General features: G+C 65.8%; 13 protein-coding genes. 4 read left to right on the forward strand and 9 right to left on the reverse strand.

The annotated features are described in order from the left end of the window. Nucleotides 1-5: 5 nt before the first annotated feature. Together fabG and ACFK0J_RS20660 are read right to left on the reverse strand one after the other, a co-directional pair. A complete protein-coding gene (fabG, locus tag ACFK0J_RS20655; RefSeq protein ID WP_378729638.1) occupies nucleotides 6-758 on the reverse strand; it encodes a 3-oxoacyl-ACP reductase FabG in 753 nt (250 codons plus the stop codon). Nucleotides 759-1,191: 433 nt separating this feature from the next. Then, nucleotides 1,192-1,815: an HAD family hydrolase gene (locus ACFK0J_RS20660; RefSeq protein WP_378729640.1), complete on the reverse strand. Its 624-nt coding sequence runs from the start codon at nucleotides 1,813-1,815 to the stop codon at nucleotides 1,192-1,194. A 655-nt stretch (nucleotides 1,816-2,470) separates the two neighbouring features. On the opposite strand from ACFK0J_RS20660, the gene ACFK0J_RS20665 reads away from it, so the two are divergent. The 3 genes from ACFK0J_RS20665 to ACFK0J_RS20675 all read left to right on the forward strand — a co-directional run bounded on the left by ACFK0J_RS20665 (nucleotide 2,471) and on the right by ACFK0J_RS20675 (nucleotide 4,909). Further along, nucleotides 2,471-2,938: an SRPBCC family protein gene (locus tag ACFK0J_RS20665; RefSeq protein ID WP_378729642.1), complete on the forward strand. Its 468-nt coding sequence runs from the start codon at nucleotides 2,471-2,473 to the stop codon at nucleotides 2,936-2,938. 726 nt (nucleotides 2,939-3,664) lie between these two features. Continuing rightward, nucleotides 3,665-4,051 carry a hypothetical protein gene (locus tag ACFK0J_RS20670; RefSeq protein WP_378729644.1) on the forward strand — a complete coding sequence of 129 codons (387 nt, stop codon included), beginning with the start codon at nucleotides 3,665-3,667 and terminating at the stop codon, nucleotides 4,049-4,051. A 234-nt stretch (nucleotides 4,052-4,285) separates the two neighbouring features. Further along, a complete protein-coding gene (locus ACFK0J_RS20675) occupies nucleotides 4,286-4,909 on the forward strand; it encodes a histidine phosphatase family protein (protein WP_378729646.1) in 624 nt (207 codons plus the stop codon). Between the two features lie 4 nt (nucleotides 4,910-4,913). Here ACFK0J_RS20675 and ACFK0J_RS20680 read toward each other — a convergent pair whose 3' ends face one another. The 6 genes from ACFK0J_RS20680 to ACFK0J_RS20705 form a co-directional block, all read right to left on the reverse strand. Then, complete coding sequence (locus tag ACFK0J_RS20680; protein WP_378729648.1) at nucleotides 4,914-7,118, reverse strand: molybdopterin oxidoreductase family protein; 2,205 nt, start codon at nucleotides 7,116-7,118, stop codon at nucleotides 4,914-4,916. A 248-nt stretch (nucleotides 7,119-7,366) separates the two neighbouring features. Beyond that, entirely contained in the window at nucleotides 7,367-8,254 is an 888-nt protein-coding gene (locus ACFK0J_RS20685; RefSeq protein ID WP_378729650.1) for an SGNH/GDSL hydrolase family protein, read from the reverse strand. 724 nt (nucleotides 8,255-8,978) lie between these two features. Further along, nucleotides 8,979-9,608 carry a YitT family protein gene (locus tag ACFK0J_RS20690; RefSeq protein ID WP_378729652.1) on the reverse strand — a complete coding sequence of 210 codons (630 nt, stop codon included), beginning with the start codon at nucleotides 9,606-9,608 and terminating at the stop codon, nucleotides 8,979-8,981. A gap of 599 nt (nucleotides 9,609-10,207) precedes the next feature. Further along, on the reverse strand, nucleotides 10,208-10,648 hold the full coding sequence (locus ACFK0J_RS20695; RefSeq protein WP_378729654.1) for an SRPBCC domain-containing protein: 441 nt from the start codon (nucleotides 10,646-10,648) through the stop codon (nucleotides 10,208-10,210). A 21-nt stretch (nucleotides 10,649-10,669) separates the two neighbouring features. After that, entirely contained in the window at nucleotides 10,670-11,008 is a 339-nt protein-coding gene (locus ACFK0J_RS20700; RefSeq protein WP_378729656.1) for an ArsR/SmtB family transcription factor, read from the reverse strand. Next, nucleotides 11,005-11,469 (reverse strand): SRPBCC domain-containing protein, encoded by a 465-nt coding sequence (locus ACFK0J_RS20705; RefSeq protein ID WP_378729658.1) that lies wholly within the window; start codon nucleotides 11,467-11,469, stop codon nucleotides 11,005-11,007. Before ACFK0J_RS20705 ends, ACFK0J_RS20700 begins: the two co-directional genes overlap by 4 nt. Nucleotides 11,470-11,688: 219 nt before the next feature. Here ACFK0J_RS20705 and ACFK0J_RS20710 point away from each other — a divergent pair, with 219 nt between their 5' ends. Beyond that, nucleotides 11,689-13,926: a serine/threonine-protein kinase gene (locus ACFK0J_RS20710; protein WP_378729660.1), complete on the forward strand. Its 2,238-nt coding sequence runs from the start codon at nucleotides 11,689-11,691 to the stop codon at nucleotides 13,924-13,926. Nucleotides 13,927-14,480: 554 nt separating this feature from the next. On the opposite strand, the gene proS is transcribed toward ACFK0J_RS20710, so the two are convergent. After that, complete coding sequence (gene proS / locus ACFK0J_RS20715) at nucleotides 14,481-15,920, reverse strand: proline--tRNA ligase (RefSeq protein ID WP_378729662.1); 1,440 nt, start codon at nucleotides 15,918-15,920, stop codon at nucleotides 14,481-14,483. Nucleotides 15,921-15,986 lie beyond the last annotated feature (66 nt).

Here is a 15,986-nt window from a genome sequence, read left to right on the forward strand (position 1 = left end):
GAGGGTTAGCGGGCGCCGCCGTTGACGTAGAGGGTTTGGCCGCTGACGTAGGAGGCTTCGTCGCTGGCCAGGAAGGCGATGACGGCGGCTACCTCTTCGGGTCGGCCGACGCGGCCGAGGGGGGTGCGTTCGGCAACCGATTTCTGGTGGTCCTCGGGAGTCATGCCGACCCGGTCGGCGGTGGCGGCGGTCATCGCGGTGGCGATGTAGCCGGGGGCGACGGCGTTGACGTTGATGTTGTAGGGGCCGAGTTCGATGGCAAGGGTGGCGGTCAGGCCCTGGATGCCTGCCTTGGCGGCCGCGTAGTTGGCTTGGCCGCGGTTGCCGAGGGCCGAGCGGCTCGACAGCGAGACGATCTTCCCGTAGCGCTGGGCCACCATGTACTTCTGCGCGACCTGGGCGCAGTGGTAGACACCGGTCAGGTTGACCGACAACACGGCGTTCCAGTCGTCCTCGGAGAGCCGGAAGAACAGGTCGTCACGGGTGATGCCCGCATTGTTCACCAGGATCTGCGGGTCCCCCAGATCGGTGGCGATCTGGTCGAATACCGTTTGGACGGAACCGCGGTCGGTGACGTCGCAGACGTAGCCGCGTGCCGTGCCACCTGCCCGGGCGATCTGTTCGAGGGTGGCGTCGGGGGCATTGCGGTCGAGCACCGCGACGGCGGCACCCTCGATCGCGAGCCGCAGCGCGGTGGCCGCGCCGATACCCTGCGCCGCACCCGTCACCACGGCGATCCTGTCGGTGAAACGGTCCATTGATTCGTTCTCCTCTCCGAACGCGCCCGCTCCGGTCTCGACGCGGCCGACAAGCAATTGGTGTGCAGGCTAGCGACCACGAACCCGACGCGCCGAACCAGGGCATGCGCCGCCCAACGCAATTCGCCGAACCGAGGGATCTTCGTGGGTCGGATCGCGGCGTGCACCGACCAGATCTCGTTGCTGCGCTGAAACATGCGGCGGCTCCGCCACCTGTGCCGTCACCGCGCGCCTCGACTATGGGCGTTCGAGACCGCTCACGAGTCACCGAGGGTCGGACGGCACCCAGGACGACGTGGCGAGCTGTGACCGCTGGTAGGGCACCGGGGTTCAAGATGGTCGGCATGCTGGGGCGAGTATTCGAATTCGTCGGTGCACAACGTCGCGGCATCGCAATGGCGGTGCACACAACGTCGCGGCATCGCGACCGCGGTTACCCGGCGTCGGCGACCGGCCCGAGCTCGTCAGCGAGCCACTGCGGGAATTCGGTGAGGTCGGTCAGGATCACGTCCGCGCCCGCGGCGCGGAGTTCGTCGGCGTCGCACGGCCCGGTGGTGACGCCGACCGCGAGGACACCCGCCGCCTGCGCGCCGCGCATGTCGCCGACGTGGTCACCGACGAAGATGTTCGCCCGCTCCTGTCGCAGCACGGTCGCCTTCCCCGCGGACCACAGATCGCCCGCGAGATGATCGATCCGCCAACCGAATTCGTCTATGTGCAACTGTGCCAGCGGCCCGTGCTTGCCGGTGACAACCAGCACCCGACCACCGCGTCGGTCGATTGCGGCCAGCGCCGCCGCGGCGCCCGGCATCGCCGGAATGCTCGACACGATCGTCGGATACAGCTCGCGATACCGAGCGACCAGCGCCGGAATGAGCTCCTCCGGTGCCCCCGCCTCGGCAAGCAGCGTGGCCAGCGGCGGTCCCAGCCGATCGGCGAACTCGGCCCCGCGCACCGGCACATCGAACTCCGCCGCGAGAATGTCGATGGCCCGGCTGACCCCCGGTCGAGAGTCGATCAGCGTCATATCCAGGTCGAAGCCCACCGTCCAGGTCACCCCCCGACCCTATCCGCCACCGCACCCCAGCCAACGCACCCCTCTCCGCCTCGGCAACGCACCTCCTCGGGCAAACACCACGGCTGGTGACGTCGGCCCGGCACCGAACCGCCGGTTCCCATCTCAACAACGCACTTCCCCGGCAAGCATTACGGCTGGTGACCCCAGCCCGGTGTCGCAGTACCGATTCCCTCCTCGGCAACGCACCTCTCCGGGCAAGCATCACCGCTGGCGATGTCGGTCCGGTGCCGCACCGCCCGTTCCCCCGCCCGTTCCCACCGCCGCATGCTGATCGGGGCTGCCGCGCGGTCTGGTCCGGTGCGGATCGATCGAGCACCATCACCATGATCAACGGCGCATGACGGTGGCATCGACCGAGATGACCCCACCACCATGTCCCGTTGATCATGGTCACCCGCCGCTCTTCCATGATCAACGGGACATGGCTGCGGCATTGTGCGAGAAGGGGCTCCGTCAGGTCCCGTTGGGCACGTGCGGTCGCCGTTGGCGACCGGTGCGGTGTCGGACTCGGCTGGATGGTGGCGAGGTGGTATTCGGGAGTGGGAATGGTTGGCGGGCAGTGGGGTTCATCGGGGGGCGGAGATCGGGAGGGTGCCTTAGGGTCGAGGCAAGGATCGGAGCGCTGGAGGGCACTATGGGGCATGTCGAGCACAGTGCGACGTGTAAGGCGCCGGTGGATTACGCGTTCACCTATGTCGAGGACTACCGGAACGTTCCAGAGTGGATGTACGGGATACGGCATTTCACCCCGGTGGGGGAGCAGACCTCCGGGGTCGGGTCGGTATTCGACACGGCGCTGCATCTGGGCCCGACCACGCTGCACCTGCGCACCGACACGATCGAATGGGTGGCGGGTTCGCGGGTGACGATGCGTGCGATCAAAGGCATCGAGGGCACGATTCGCTGGGACTTCGCCTCGCTGGGCCCGGAAACCACCAAGGTCACCGCCACCGCCGACTACCGAGTACCCGGCGGCCTGGCCGGACGAGCCCTCGACCGCATAATCCAGGCATTCATCGGACCGGCGATCCGGCACACCGAGAAGCACCTGCGCGAGAAGATCGAGACGAGCTACCAGGAGTCACTGCGCGACGGCAGCTGAACCCGGCTCCCCACCGTCGTGATCGGGTCCCCGAATTAACCGGACAGTCAGCCTGATTCACGTGGAACCCCGCGTGCAGTCGATGAATTACCAAGCCCGCCAACATCGTTCACGCGAGTTCGATGCATCGGACGCAAGTCTGCACCGGACGCAAGGCCGAACCAGGAAAGCGCTTGCGACGGGCGGTTTGCCGCAACGGTGAAACTCAGCCGAATCACACGACCAACAGAAACGGCCGCGAGTGCAACATTGCGTCGGATGCCACCGAGTCGACCCCGGGTGAACATCGGGGCACGCCCCGCCGCGGGGATGGTGAGCGCGTGCAGCTCTTCGATGCGCGATGGCCGCGCCAGAACGGGCACGGCATCGGAGAGTCGGCCGCGATCAGTGAGCCGGAGCCGATCACCACGCCGTTGAGCACGGTGGCGCTCGCGCCCGGGTTCATAGCGACACAAGGCAATTCCCGGCCTCCACGACCGAGGACCGGTACGTCGGCCCCCGCACGGACGGCTGCGAAGCCCGATTCCGGATCCGGAACGCAGGTTGCGCGCCCATTGCCATGGCTCGTGTGACCTCGGCACCCTGTGCGGTAGCCGGTGGTCGTATGTGGTGTGCGCGTTGGTTCGGTGGCGTCCACCCATACTGCGGGCAACAGGTGGTGCATGGTTCGGAAAGCTGGTTGTTGTCGCGGGGACAGCGGACATCGGCGACCGTAAAGTTCGGCCCATGGCGTTCCAACTCGAATTGCGGCCTACTCCACCGTTGCGGTTGACGCCGGAATGCTTGGTCCACACCGGGATCGCGCGACTGTTCGTGACGGGCATGCTCGTCCAGGGCTCCGGCGCCCCACCCGAACCGTTCGGGTTCTTCATCCCCACCGCGACCCCGCTGCGCGCGGCCGCACCCGAACCGCGACTGCTCGCCGAAGCGCATCTGATGACCGGAATCGCCACCTCCACCTCGGGCAACTTCCCCTTCGGCGTCGAACACGTCCAAGCCACCTACCTGCCCGACCCCCGCGGCGGCACCGACCGCTGGCTCTACCTCAGCGGCGCCGCCCACATCGGTCGCGAAATCCGCCTCGGCTACCGAGTCACCGTAGTGACCGGTTGACCCCTCCGGCACGACCCCGGCCGCGGTCGAGCTACCGCCAACGAAACCTAGCTGAGGCGTGGATCCGCGCCGACGCATCCGGGGGCCACGGCAGCACGCCCGTTGATCATGATGGTGTTGACGTAACGGGACATGTCCGAGGATGCGATGCGCTGAGGGCGGTGAATTCATATCGGCCGTTGGTCACTGGATGCTTGCCAGGATTTCCGACCCCCTCGAGAAAAGGACAGGCCAGTGCGAACCCTCTACGTCATCGCGCACCCGGAGTCGACCCACCACATCGACGGTCTGGTGGGTGGATGGTACGACTCCCCACTCACCCCAACGGGTTTGCGCGCTGCGGCGGCCATCGCCGAGGCACTGCGGACAACGATCCCCGAGCACGCCGACGTCGAATTGTTCTCCTCCGATCTCCAGCGCGCCGCGCAAGCCGCCGAACCGATCGGCGACATCCTGCGAACCAAGCCGATCCTCGATCGCAGACTGCGCGAGAAGTCCTACGGCGAGGCCGAAGGCAAGTCCCAGGAATGGCTGCGCCAGCGGTTCGTACCCCCGCCCGCGGTGGGCGAGCGGCTGGCACACGAGGAGGGCATACCGGGAGCGGAGACCATGGCCGCGTTCGGTGCGCGCGTCTACGCGGCAATGCACGCGATCATGGCCAGCGATTGCGACCATCAGGTCATCGTGACGCACGGCGGCGCAATCACTTTCACCGTGGCGGCATGGACCGGGCTACCGATCGACGCACTCGCCTACGCCCGCTTCAACGCCCCCTCCGGCAGCATCACCGAACTCCGCGAGGACGACTACTTCCACAACCGCCAACTCGTCCGGCTCGGCGACACCCGTCACCTGTGAGCGTTCAGGACGACGCCACCGACGCCGCAGTGCCCTCATCGACCAGGGCCGCGGCCGCGCGGGTGACCGTCACCCAGGTGTTGTTGACCGCCGCATTGCCGGAGAACGTGTCCGTGATCGACGGATCGTGCAGCAGATTGACATTGGCGCCCGGCAGCGCGGCGGCGACCGACCAGCCGACACCGGGCTCCCCATGCCCCCAACCGTGCGGGACGGCAATGGTGCCCACCCGGATATCGTCACTGACCTCGAGCGGCACCACGATCGAACCGGTGGGGGAGGTGACCGCCACCGGTTCACCATCGGTCAGCCCGCGCGCGGACGCATCCGCGGAATGCATCAGGGCGGTACAGCGATCACGCCCCTTCACCATCGCGGGGACGTTGTGCAGCCAGGAGTTGTTGCTACGCAAGTGACGCCGACCGATCAACTTCAGGTCATAACCGTCCACCGGCATCGTGATCGCGCTACCGGCACGGGCGTCATCGAGAACCTTGCGGGCGGCGGCCAGGAAATCCGCCGGCGCCAAACGCACCTTGCGATCCCTCGTCCCGATCAGCGACCGCAACCTCGGCCGCAACGGACCCAAATCGATCCCACCGGCCGATGCCCGCACCTTACCGACCGTCAACCCCTTCCGCCCCCGCCGCAACACCCCATACGGACCGGTGGCCACCCCGACCGTCGCCAACCGCACCGGACTGAACTGCTCCCACACCCCATTGAGCGCCCGCCCCGTCAACCGCCGCACCGGCAACGGCACCAACTCGGTGACCAGCCGCGCCATGATCTGCCAATCCTCCAACCCATCGGCAGGCGGATCGAAAACCCGAGCGTCATAGCGCAGGTTGTTGCGCACACTGAACACCGGGAACAGCAGGTTGACGTCCTCGCGCTCCAGCGGCGAGATCGGCGGCAGAATGATGTCCGCGTGCCGGGTCGTCTCGGTGATGTACATGTCCACGGCCACATAGAAATCCAGCGAATCCAGCGCTGCGCCGAGCCGACCGCGCTGTGGCGTCGACAGCACCGGATTGCCCGCGTAGGTGATCATCGCCCGGATCCGGCCGGGGCCTTCGTTCAGGATCTCATCGGCCAATACCGCGACCGGCAGCTCGGTACGGAACGACTTGTAGACGCCGGAACGATCCGTCCACGCTCCGTACGCCATCGGCAGATACTTCGTGAACCGTGCCGCGTCCACCGGCGGGCTCGCGAACATCTGACCACCCGCCCGATCCAGGTTCCCGGTGACCGCGTTGATCGTGTTCACCAGCCAATGCGTGAGCGTGCCGGTCACCTGCTGACACACCCCGATCCGCGCGTACAACACCGCCGACGACGCGGCGGCATGCTCACGAGCGAGCACGCGAATGGTGTCCGCGTCGACACCGGCATGCGGGGCCATCCGCTCCGGCGTCGCCTCGGCTACCAGCTCCCGCAGCTGCTCCCACCCGGTGCACTGCGCGCGAACCGCCTTCTCGTCGCACAGATTTTCCGCGACCAGCACCTGCAACATCGCCAGCAGCAGATACACATCACCACCCGGGCTCACCGCCACATGCTGATCGGCCAGCCGCGCGGTCTCGGTCCGCCGCGGATCGATCACCACCACCTTCCCGCCCCGGCCCCGCACATTCCGGATGCGCTGCTTGGCATTGGGCATCGTGGTGATCGACCCGTTCGACACCGCCGGATTCGCACCCAGGATCACCAGCCGATCGGTGCGATCGATATCGGTGACCGGCATCAGCACATTCGACCCGAACATCCGCCACGCCACGAACTCCTGCGGAAACTGATCGATCGACGACGCCGAATAAAAATTCTTGGTCAACAACACCGCACGCAGCAGCGCCCCGTAGATCACCGACGAACTGTGTGCCGCCGGATTCCCCAGATACATGCCGATCGCACTCGGCCCGTACGCACCACGCACCGCACGCAGCCGCTGCCCGATCTCCCGGAATGCCTCATCCCACCCGATCGGTTCGAACCCGTCACCCACCCGCCGCACCGGCGTCCGCAACCGATCCGGATCATGATGCAGCCCACCCATCGCCGTCGCCTTCGGACAGATATAGCCCTGCGACAGCACGTCATCCGGATTCCCCTCGATCCGCGTGACCCGCTCGCCCTCGACGGTCACCAGAATTCCGCAATGCGCCTCACACAACGTGCACTGCCGGGCAACGGTGGTAGCACTCATGGGATTTACCCCTTCCGCCGGTTCGCTTGCCAAAGGCTACCAAGCAAACCGTAGGTACCTCTATGCTCACAACCCGCCGAATCAGCACCCAGGCGGGTCACGAAACGCACACCCCGCCGCGCAACCAACGGAACCCGCCCCGTCAGGCGGCACCATGATCAACGGGACCTGACGGTGGCGTTACTCGCGAAACCACTCAGCCATGTCCCGTTGATCATGGAATTGGTGGGTCCATCCGGCCTGAAGGACTATTTACCCAGGGCTGCCAGCACACTGCGGGCCTGGTGGTCGGCGCCGAGTTGGTTGGGGTGGAACGGCACCGCCGGACCTGTGGGGTTGCTCGACCAAGGGACCAGCCCTTCCGCCCACCGGACACCGGGAGGCTGGCAGGCATCGTGGCCGCTGCTCGTGCTGTAGGTGTCGACCAGCTCGACGCCCGTGGCCTGCGCGACCCGCGCCAGCATGCCATTCAGCTCGATCAGCTTGCGACCCAGCCAATCCGCGTCGGCATCGGAAATCGGGACAGTCGGGAAACAGCCGGGTCCGGTGCTGACTCCCTCGAAGTAGTCCAGCAGCAGAATCCGCGCCCGCGGCGAGCGCTCCCGAATGCCGTCGATGGTCGCGGTCACCTTCTGTTCTGCCGCGGCGATATTCAGCGACATCTGATCCACGTCACCGGCCACCAAAGTATCCAGGCACGGGGACAGCGCCGCGTCACCGGTCACGCACTGCTGCACGGTCGCCGCCAACCCCGCGTCGTTGCCGCCGATTCCGAGCGTCACCAGATCGGTGGACGCGGTGAGCCGATCGAACTGCGGGGGATTGACCCCGAACGGAACACTCTGCGGGCCGGTCATATGCACCGAGGTCGCGCCCCCACACGTCGCATCCCGGAAAACCGGGACCCCCAGTGCGGCCGCCACCTGTTTGGGATAGCTACCCCGGCTCTGCGCACACGCCAACGGCACGAACTCACCCGTCGCCTGACTCAACGACGCATCCGCCGACCACGAATCACCCAGCGCCACATACTCACCGAACACCGGCCCCGCCGACGCCACCGGCGCACCACCGCCCACCGACACCATTCCCACTGCCGCACACGCGATCACAACTCGCGACGTCTTACGCACCATGCCTCCACACCAACCGGCCCGACCCAACTGGACACACGCCCAGCGCTGGTGAACCTAACATCCGCCCACACACGACCAATCTCCGGTCACCCCAGCGCTACACGCTGCAGCCCATGCCATATCGCCGCCGCTTGCTCGCGGCCATGGTCTCGGTGCTCGCCGTAACCACCACCGGATGCATTGGCGCAGCCGACCGCGCCGACTTCGAAAAGACCGTCCGGGCACGCGGCGGCGGACTCGTCTCGGCCTCACCGGTCACCGCCGCCGTCGTGATCGTGCTGGTGATGAGGGCGCGGATACGGCGGTGCTGGAGCCCCCGGGGAATCAAGGCCGATCACGCAACCGACCACAGCCACGGAACTTTGAGCCACATGCGACATCGCCGACGCCAGCGCGCGTCCCATCGTGTCTGAGCGACCCAGCCCGGGATCGCGCGCAGCTTGCGTCTCCTTGGCGATGTGCCGCGTTGCGCGGATCCTGCACCGTAGCTGATGGGTGTGCCTGGCCGGGTGACTCGACACTCGCCAGGTGCGCGACTTCCCCACGCGCCCTTACCTTATCGTCACAGTGACGTTTCAAGGTGGACCACCAAGACCTACCGTCGCGCCAGCAGGGGAGTCCCTCCCCGCCCACCACGAACACCAAGCATGATCAACGGGACATGCTGAGGCATTTCGCGAGTAGCGGCCACAACCATGTCCCGTTGATCATGACGAACCTCGGCTTACGCGGGGACCGCGGTGACCGGCTGGTCTGTCGGGTGGTTCTGGAAGCCGGGTAGGTGGCGGTTCACTGCGGGGATCATGAGTTGGATCAGTGGGCCGATACCGAAGGCGTACACCAGGGTTCCGATGCCGACGCTGCCACCGAGTACCCAGCCGGTCGACAACACCGTCACCTCGATCCCGGTGCGCACCATCCACACCGAGACTCCGGTCCGTCGAACCAGTCCAGTCATCAGTCCATCGCGCGGCCCCGGACCCATACCGGCCCCGATGTACAGCACCGTGGCCATCGCATTGAGCACCACGGCCGCACCCATCGCACCGACCTGCGCGGGAATCATCTGCCACGCAGGCAACAGCCACAACCCCACATCGACCGACACCGCGATGACCACCACATTGCTCACCGTCCCCAAGCCGGGCCGCTGCCGCAACGGAATCCACGCCAGCAGAACGACAATCCCGGTCACCGCCGTCACCGCGCCGAAGCTGATCGGCACATGCTCGGCCACACCCTGATGAAACACATCCCACGGATCCAACCCGAGACCCGCCCGCACCATCACCGCCATCGAGAACCCGTACAACCACAAACCGACATACAACGCAACCAACCGCCGAATCAACACCCGACCAGCATGCCGACAACTGGCATCTCGAAACAGAGCCACTCATCACAAGCTGGACTCACAACCGATAGTGGAAGTGGACCGGGGCGCACGGAACGGGTCCGCAAGACTTGTGGGTAAGAAGCCCGAGAGTCGCCGTCACCTCTCGCGGCAACGGCGGCAGTGGGGTGAAGCTGGCCGGAACAGCTGACTCGCAACGGGATTCAGCGTCTACTTCCCTACCTTCAAAACGTCACTGTGACGTTTTGAAGGTAGGGAAGTAGACCCAGGGGAGAGGTCCAGAATGACCAATCCAGAACCAGGCCAATACTTTCCACCAAATTGTCCATAGACCGGAATATTTACATCACCGGATAATCCGCCAAGAGGAGATCAACATCGATCCCACGCACACGCCGCATGCAACCATCAGCTACGGCGCAGGGTGGCCCGGCCATACGAGTCAGCACAAACGCGGTACATCGCACACACCGAGCCGATATGGCCCGGCACAGCCCCGATTATCGACTCCGTTTCTGCGCCGATAATGCACATTATGTCAAGTAGAAGAGATGGCAGGCGATCCGACACATCGCCCACCATCCCCCGCCGCTCCCGACCTAGTTCCAGTTGTCGACCTTCACATCATCGGGATACGGTGCGCCCGTGCCGGTTTCGACCAGCGACTTCAAGCTCATCAGGAAGATCGCCCACTTGGTGCTGCAATGGTGCATGAACTCCACGGGCTCCTTCCATCCTCGATGCTGGAACAGAACGATCGTGTACTCACCGTCCTGCTTCAGGCCCCACACCACTTCGGTGCCGATCCATTCGTCCGGCCCGCCAACGACCTCCCAGCGCACCCGCTCGGCAGGCTTGCGGTCGAGCACCTTCATATCGAATCCGTCCGCCCCGAAACGGAACTGGATTACTCCCCCGATATTCGTGTCCCCCTTGGTGTCGGTCGTCCACCAACCGGCCAGCCCGTCGGTCGTCGTCAACGCCGCGTAGACGTCATCGATAGCCGCCTTGATCCCGGCCCGGTGCAGGATGTCCACCATGTCGAACTCCTCTTCTCGTTGTTACTGCTGCTTGTTGCGTTGAATGGTTTCGGCGATCCGCTTGATGCGCTGCAGCCTCGCGTCCCACGTGGACCCGACGGCATTGAGTTGCGCTACAGCGCGAGCGAGTTGGGCATCATCGACGCGGTAGCGCCGCTCCCGGCCCTCGGGTGTCCCGTGCACCAAGCCGACCCGGTCGAGCACGCCGAGATGACGCGCGACCGCCTGCCGGGTCACGGGTAGCCGCTCACTGAGACTGGTCGCTGTCCCCTCCCCGTCGGCAAGGAGCAGATCGAGCATGCGCCGCCGGGTCGGGTCGCCGATGGCCGACCAGAGGTCGTCGTCGACCAGGCCGCTCATCGGCTCGAAACCAGCCGGACGACGTACTCGCCCAGACGCGGCAGGTACAGGTCCCAGCCCTCGCAGTGCTCGTTGTACTGCTGCTCCAGAACGGCGACTTCCCAACCCATTTCGCGGAATCCGGTCTCGGTCATCCGGACCGTGGTGCCCTCGCCCGAAGGGGTGAGTTCGAAGGTCACGAACATCGAATTGCCGACGGCCGCCGGTTCGTCGGCCGGATGGATCCAGCGGAAGGAGAACAGCCGGGGCGGTTGCGCGTCGACCACGGTGATCGGGACGGTCTCCGCGTCCGGTGAGCTCCGGTCGCCCCAGACCAGCTCACCCACCGCACCCGGAACGGGCTCCAACTCGACATCGTCGGGCCACCACTCCTTCAGGTGGGCGGGACTGCTGATGACCTCATAGACCACTTCCGGCGACGCTTCGATGTACAGCGTCCGCTCGATCTGCCCGTACTCCATGTGAACTCCCTCGACTCGCAACGTTTGGTTGCACATGAACCTAGCCGACGATAGGCAGACACGCAACACTTCATTGCGCGTTGCTCGCCTGCCCTACGCGGAGCAGCAATGCAGAAAAGACCACCAGACCTGCGGAAACGAGTAATTCAGAGGCCGCGGCACAGGTGATCGCCTATTCTCGGTTGGGGGCTCGGGAAGCCTTTCGATCGGGTGGGATACATGGAGATGGACCGAGTGGCGGCGGCGCAGAGCGCGTTGACGCGACTGGTTGCCGGCTTCGACAGCGCTTGGGAGGACGCGGACGAGCCGCCGGATCTGGCGGCGCATCTGCCCGCCGAGGGCGGATTGCGCCGGTCGGCATTGATCGAGCTGATCAAGGTGGATCTGCAACACCGATGGCGCGAGGCACGCAACGCCAAGCGACTCGCGGAGTACCGAGAACAATTTCCCGAACTCGACGCCGCCCCACTGCCGCCGGATCTGATCTACGAGGAGATCACCGCCCGTAGCCGCGGCGGCGACCTGGACCTCGATCTCACGGAGTACGAGCACAACTTCTCGACGCAGATGGCGCAGCTCGCCGACCAACTCGACACCGGCCGCCTCACCGCCGAGAACTTCCGCACCACGGTGCTCGCCGACTCGACGGCGAGCACCGCACTCGACACCATCGCCCCCGGCGCCACGGTCGGCGACTTCGATCTACTGATCCAACTCGGACAGGGCGCCTTCGCCCGGGTATTCCTGGCCCGGCAGCGGTCCATGCAACGCCTTGTCGCGGTGAAGATCTCCCGCGACCGCGGCAGTGAACCGCAGACCCTCGCACAACTCGACCACGAGCACATCGTGCGCGTCTTCGATCAGCGCCAGATCGAGGAAAAACATCTGAAGCTGATGTACATGCAGTACGTGCCCGGCGGCACCCTGCTCGGCGTGCTCCGCCTGGTACGCACGACGCCGGTGGAGAAGCGCACCGGTCAACTGCTGCTGGACGCGGTCGACGCCGCGGTCACCTCGGGGGGCGTACTGACTCCGCAACCGTCCGCGACCCGGACCGACCTGGCGAGCCTGAGCTGGCCCGAAACCGTGGCATGGCTGGGCAGCAGGCTGGCCACCGCCCTGGACTACGCCAACCGCTCCGGCGTGCTGCACCGCGACATCAAACCCGCCAACGTGCTGCTCACCGTCGACGGCCAACCCAAGCTCGCCGACTTCAATATCAGCTTCAGCACCCACACTCCGGGGGCGAGCCCGGTCGCCTACTTCGGCGGGTCACTGGCCTACATGTCCCCCGAACAACTCGAGGCCTGCCATCCCGGCATCCCCACCACGGCCGCCGATCTCGACACCCGCAGCGACCTCTACGCCCTCGCGGTCGTGCTGTGGGAACTACTCACCGGCCGACTCCCCTTCGCCGACCAACTCGGCATCGGCGAATCGGACACCTCCCTCACCAGGATGATCGAACTGCGCCGCCAGCCGATCGACGCGCGCCTCGAAGCCGCGGTGCCACCGGACTGTCCGCAGATCCTGCGCCACGCTCTACTGACCTGCCTGTCCCCCAACCGTGACGATCGATATGCCAGCGGCGCCGAACTCGCCCAGCACCTCGAACTCACGCTGGATCGGACCGCCCGCGATCTCGTCGACCCACCCTCGCACAGCCTCCGCGGCAGGCTGCGCATGCGGCCGATGCCGGTGGTGACCTTGTCGAGCGCGGTCGGGCAGCTGCTGGGCGGCCTGTATCTCTCGACGCACAACACGAAACTGCTTCATCTGGAACTCGGACCCGACGGACAGGCCGAACTCACGCGCCTCGCCCTGCTGGTGGCCGCCATCGGCTATCCGGTCGGGATCGCGTTGCTCCTGTACTGGTGTCGGCTGGTGTTCCTGGTTCCGTTCGGTCTGCGTCGGGGCAAGCACTACGACGAGCAGACCCTGGCGAAGGCGCGAGCGGACACCCTTGCCTGTAGTGACCGAATCGCCGCTGTCGCGTTCACGGGGTGGGCCCTTGCGCTGGTGGTATTCCTGATCAAGTTGCACGACCTCGCTGATCTGTCCGCGGGGCTGCTGTTCAACTTGATCGCCTCGCATCTGGTCGCGGCCGCGGTCGCGGTGGTGTACACCTATTTCCCGGTGACCTTCTTCGTCCTGCGTTGGTATTACCCGGGACTGGTCGCCGCTGGGCACAGTTCCCCTGCCGAGTCGGTGCAGTTGCACCGGCTGGCGCGGCGGAGCCGGATCTACCTCGGCATCGCCGCTTCGGTTCCTCTCTTCGGTGTCGCGGCCGGGGTGGCGTTCCTCGATCCCGCGCAACAGCAGACGGTGATCGCCTCGATTGTCGCGCTGTGCGTGTGCGGGCTGTTCGCGTTCGTCGGCGCCTTGCGGGTGTTCTACTCACTGGATTCCGACCTGCACGCGCTCGATCGGATCGTCAACCCGCATGGGCGACCGTGATCGGGTTGCGCGTGCGCTGCGAGGCAGATGAGCGCCGCGGAGAACCGTTGCGAGGCTAGGTGGAGAAACCCCTGGAGACCGTGCGGGCGCTCGCATAGCCGTGCTCCCCCGCTGCCCTCGCGCGTCCGCTGACGGGTCATGACCAGGCAGGAAATCGGTCATACATACTCGTCGCCGCCACCGGGCCACGACTTACCTGGGTGCCCGGCCAATCCTTGCTGTTTTTGGATGGACCTGATGGGTGGAGTGGTGTGTGCTTATAGGATCTATATTCATATATACGCACATGTACGTAACCAGATGCTTTATTATCTAAATGCTTGCCAATCCATTCCATCGGTGCGCAACCGCAAAGCATGACACTGCCTCGCAGCCGTGGCCTGCCTCCCCATCGCCAGATCCTGCACGACAGCGCAGCCGCCCTCCCCCAACCGAACATCCTGTCGCCCTTCCATATCGACTTATCCCCTCCCCTCGCCCCGATTGGCGAACAGATCCACCGATTGCCTCTTGGACCGTGTGGGCCAGCCTCGACCGAAGCCGACCCACACGAATCAGTAAGCGCGAGAGAAGATCAGCCGCTTGCCGTAGGCCGCCGGTGCGGCACAGCGCACGCACTGTCCACTTTCGGCAGTCCCGGTCAACGGCACACAGCGCGGGGTTGCCGCGGTGAGCGCCTTGATGTTGTCCTCACAGCTGGGCTGTCCGCAGTGCAATGCCAGCGCCCACCCCGCGGCGACAGCGGTCTCGAACGACGCCCAGTCGTCGACTGTGCGGGTGTGTTCGTCCCGAAAGTCGGTGGCCCGCTGCAGCAAATAGGCCTGAAAGGCTTCGAGGATGTCCGGCACGGTCGCAGGCAGGCTCGCCAGCTCCACCGTCTGCTTGCCCTCATCGCCGAGTCGGCGCACCAGCACTGCGGTGCCCGCGGCGAGATCGCGCGGCCCCAACTCGATACGGATCGGGACGCCACGCATTTCCCACTCGTTGAATTTCCAGCCTGGCGTCTGGTCGCGATCGTCGACGTGCACGCGAATGCCCGCCGCACGCAGCTTTCCAGCCAGCTCGGTGGCGGCGGCCACCACCGTTGCGGCGGTGTCGCCGCGCATGATCGGCACGATCACCACCTGGTGCGGTGCCAGCCTCGGGGGTAGCACCAGGCCGCGCTCGTCGCCGTGGGTCATCACGATGCCACCGAGCATGCGGGTGCTCATCCCCCATGAGGTCGTGTGGCACAACGTGTCCCGGCCGTCCGCGGCGGCATAGCGGATGCCGAACGCCTGCGCGAAGTTGGTGCCCATATAGTGCGAGGTCCCCGCTTGCAACGCCTTGCCGTCGCGCATCATCGACTCGATGGTGATCGTCTCGACCGCACCGGCGAACCGTTCACCCGGGGTCTTCTCCCCCGGCACGACCGGCATGGCCGCCCATTCCCGGGCGACCGTGGCGTAGATGTCGAGCGCCAACTCCATCTCCGCCCGCGCCTGCGGTTCGTCGGCGTGCGCAGTGTGGCCCTCCTGCCACAGGAATTCTGTGGTGCGCAGGAACATTCGGGGGCGCATCTCCCAGCGGACGACGTTGGCCCACTGGTTGAGCAACATCGGCAGATCGCGGTGCGAGGAGATCCACTTCGCCATCATCTCGCCGATGATCGTCTCCGACGTGGGCCGCACCACCAGTGGCTCTTCGAGGTCCTTGCCGCCGGCATGGGTGACCACCGCCAGTTCCGGGGCGAATCCCTCGACGTGATCGGCTTCGCGTTCGAGGTAGCTCTGCGGAATCAGCAGCGGGAAGTAGGCGTTCTCGTGCCCGGTCTCCTTGATCCGGCGGTCCAGTTCGGCCTGCAGTAGCTCCCAGATCCGGTACCCGTACGGTCGAATCACCATGGTGCCCTTGGCCGGACCCCGGTCGACGAGACCGGCCGCGAGGACCAGCTCGTTGTACCAGGTGGAGAAGTCTGCGCTCTGGGCGGTAACTCCGCGCTCATCACGTGCCATACCGGCAAGGCTATCGCCCTGTGCCAGTGAATTTGTGAGCTGAATCGCCGCTGGTCGCGATCACTG

The sequence above is a fragment of the Nocardia brasiliensis genome (assembly GCF_042691675.1).
GTDB lineage: Bacteria > Actinomycetota > Actinomycetes > Mycobacteriales > Mycobacteriaceae > Nocardia > Nocardia brasiliensis_D.

What these genes read in the sequence shown, in the direction of transcription:
- fabG (WP_378729638.1), bottom strand. Translation starts at nt 758, where the DNA reads ATGGACCGTTTCACCGACAGGATCGCCGTGGTGACGGGTGCGGCGCAG.
- ACFK0J_RS20700 (WP_378729656.1), bottom strand. Translation starts at nt 11,008, where the DNA reads ATGAGCGGCCTGGTCGACGACGACCTCTGGTCGGCCATCGGCGACCCG.
- ACFK0J_RS20685 (WP_378729650.1), bottom strand. Translation starts at nt 8,254, where the DNA reads ATGGTGCGTAAGACGTCGCGAGTTGTGATCGCGTGTGCGGCAGTGGGA.
- ACFK0J_RS20695 (WP_378729654.1), bottom strand. Translation starts at nt 10,648, where the DNA reads ATGGTGGACATCCTGCACCGGGCCGGGATCAAGGCGGCTATCGATGAC.
- ACFK0J_RS20665 (WP_378729642.1), top strand. Translation starts at nt 2,471, where the DNA reads ATGGGGCATGTCGAGCACAGTGCGACGTGTAAGGCGCCGGTGGATTAC.
- ACFK0J_RS20670 (WP_378729644.1), top strand. Translation starts at nt 3,665, where the DNA reads ATGGCGTTCCAACTCGAATTGCGGCCTACTCCACCGTTGCGGTTGACG.
- ACFK0J_RS20680 (WP_378729648.1), bottom strand. Translation starts at nt 7,118, where the DNA reads ATGAGTGCTACCACCGTTGCCCGGCAGTGCACGTTGTGTGAGGCGCAT.
- proS (WP_378729662.1), bottom strand. Translation starts at nt 15,920, where the DNA reads ATGGCACGTGATGAGCGCGGAGTTACCGCCCAGAGCGCAGACTTCTCC.
- ACFK0J_RS20710 (WP_378729660.1), top strand. Translation starts at nt 11,689, where the DNA reads ATGGAGATGGACCGAGTGGCGGCGGCGCAGAGCGCGTTGACGCGACTG.
- ACFK0J_RS20705 (WP_378729658.1), bottom strand. Translation starts at nt 11,469, where the DNA reads ATGGAGTACGGGCAGATCGAGCGGACGCTGTACATCGAAGCGTCGCCG.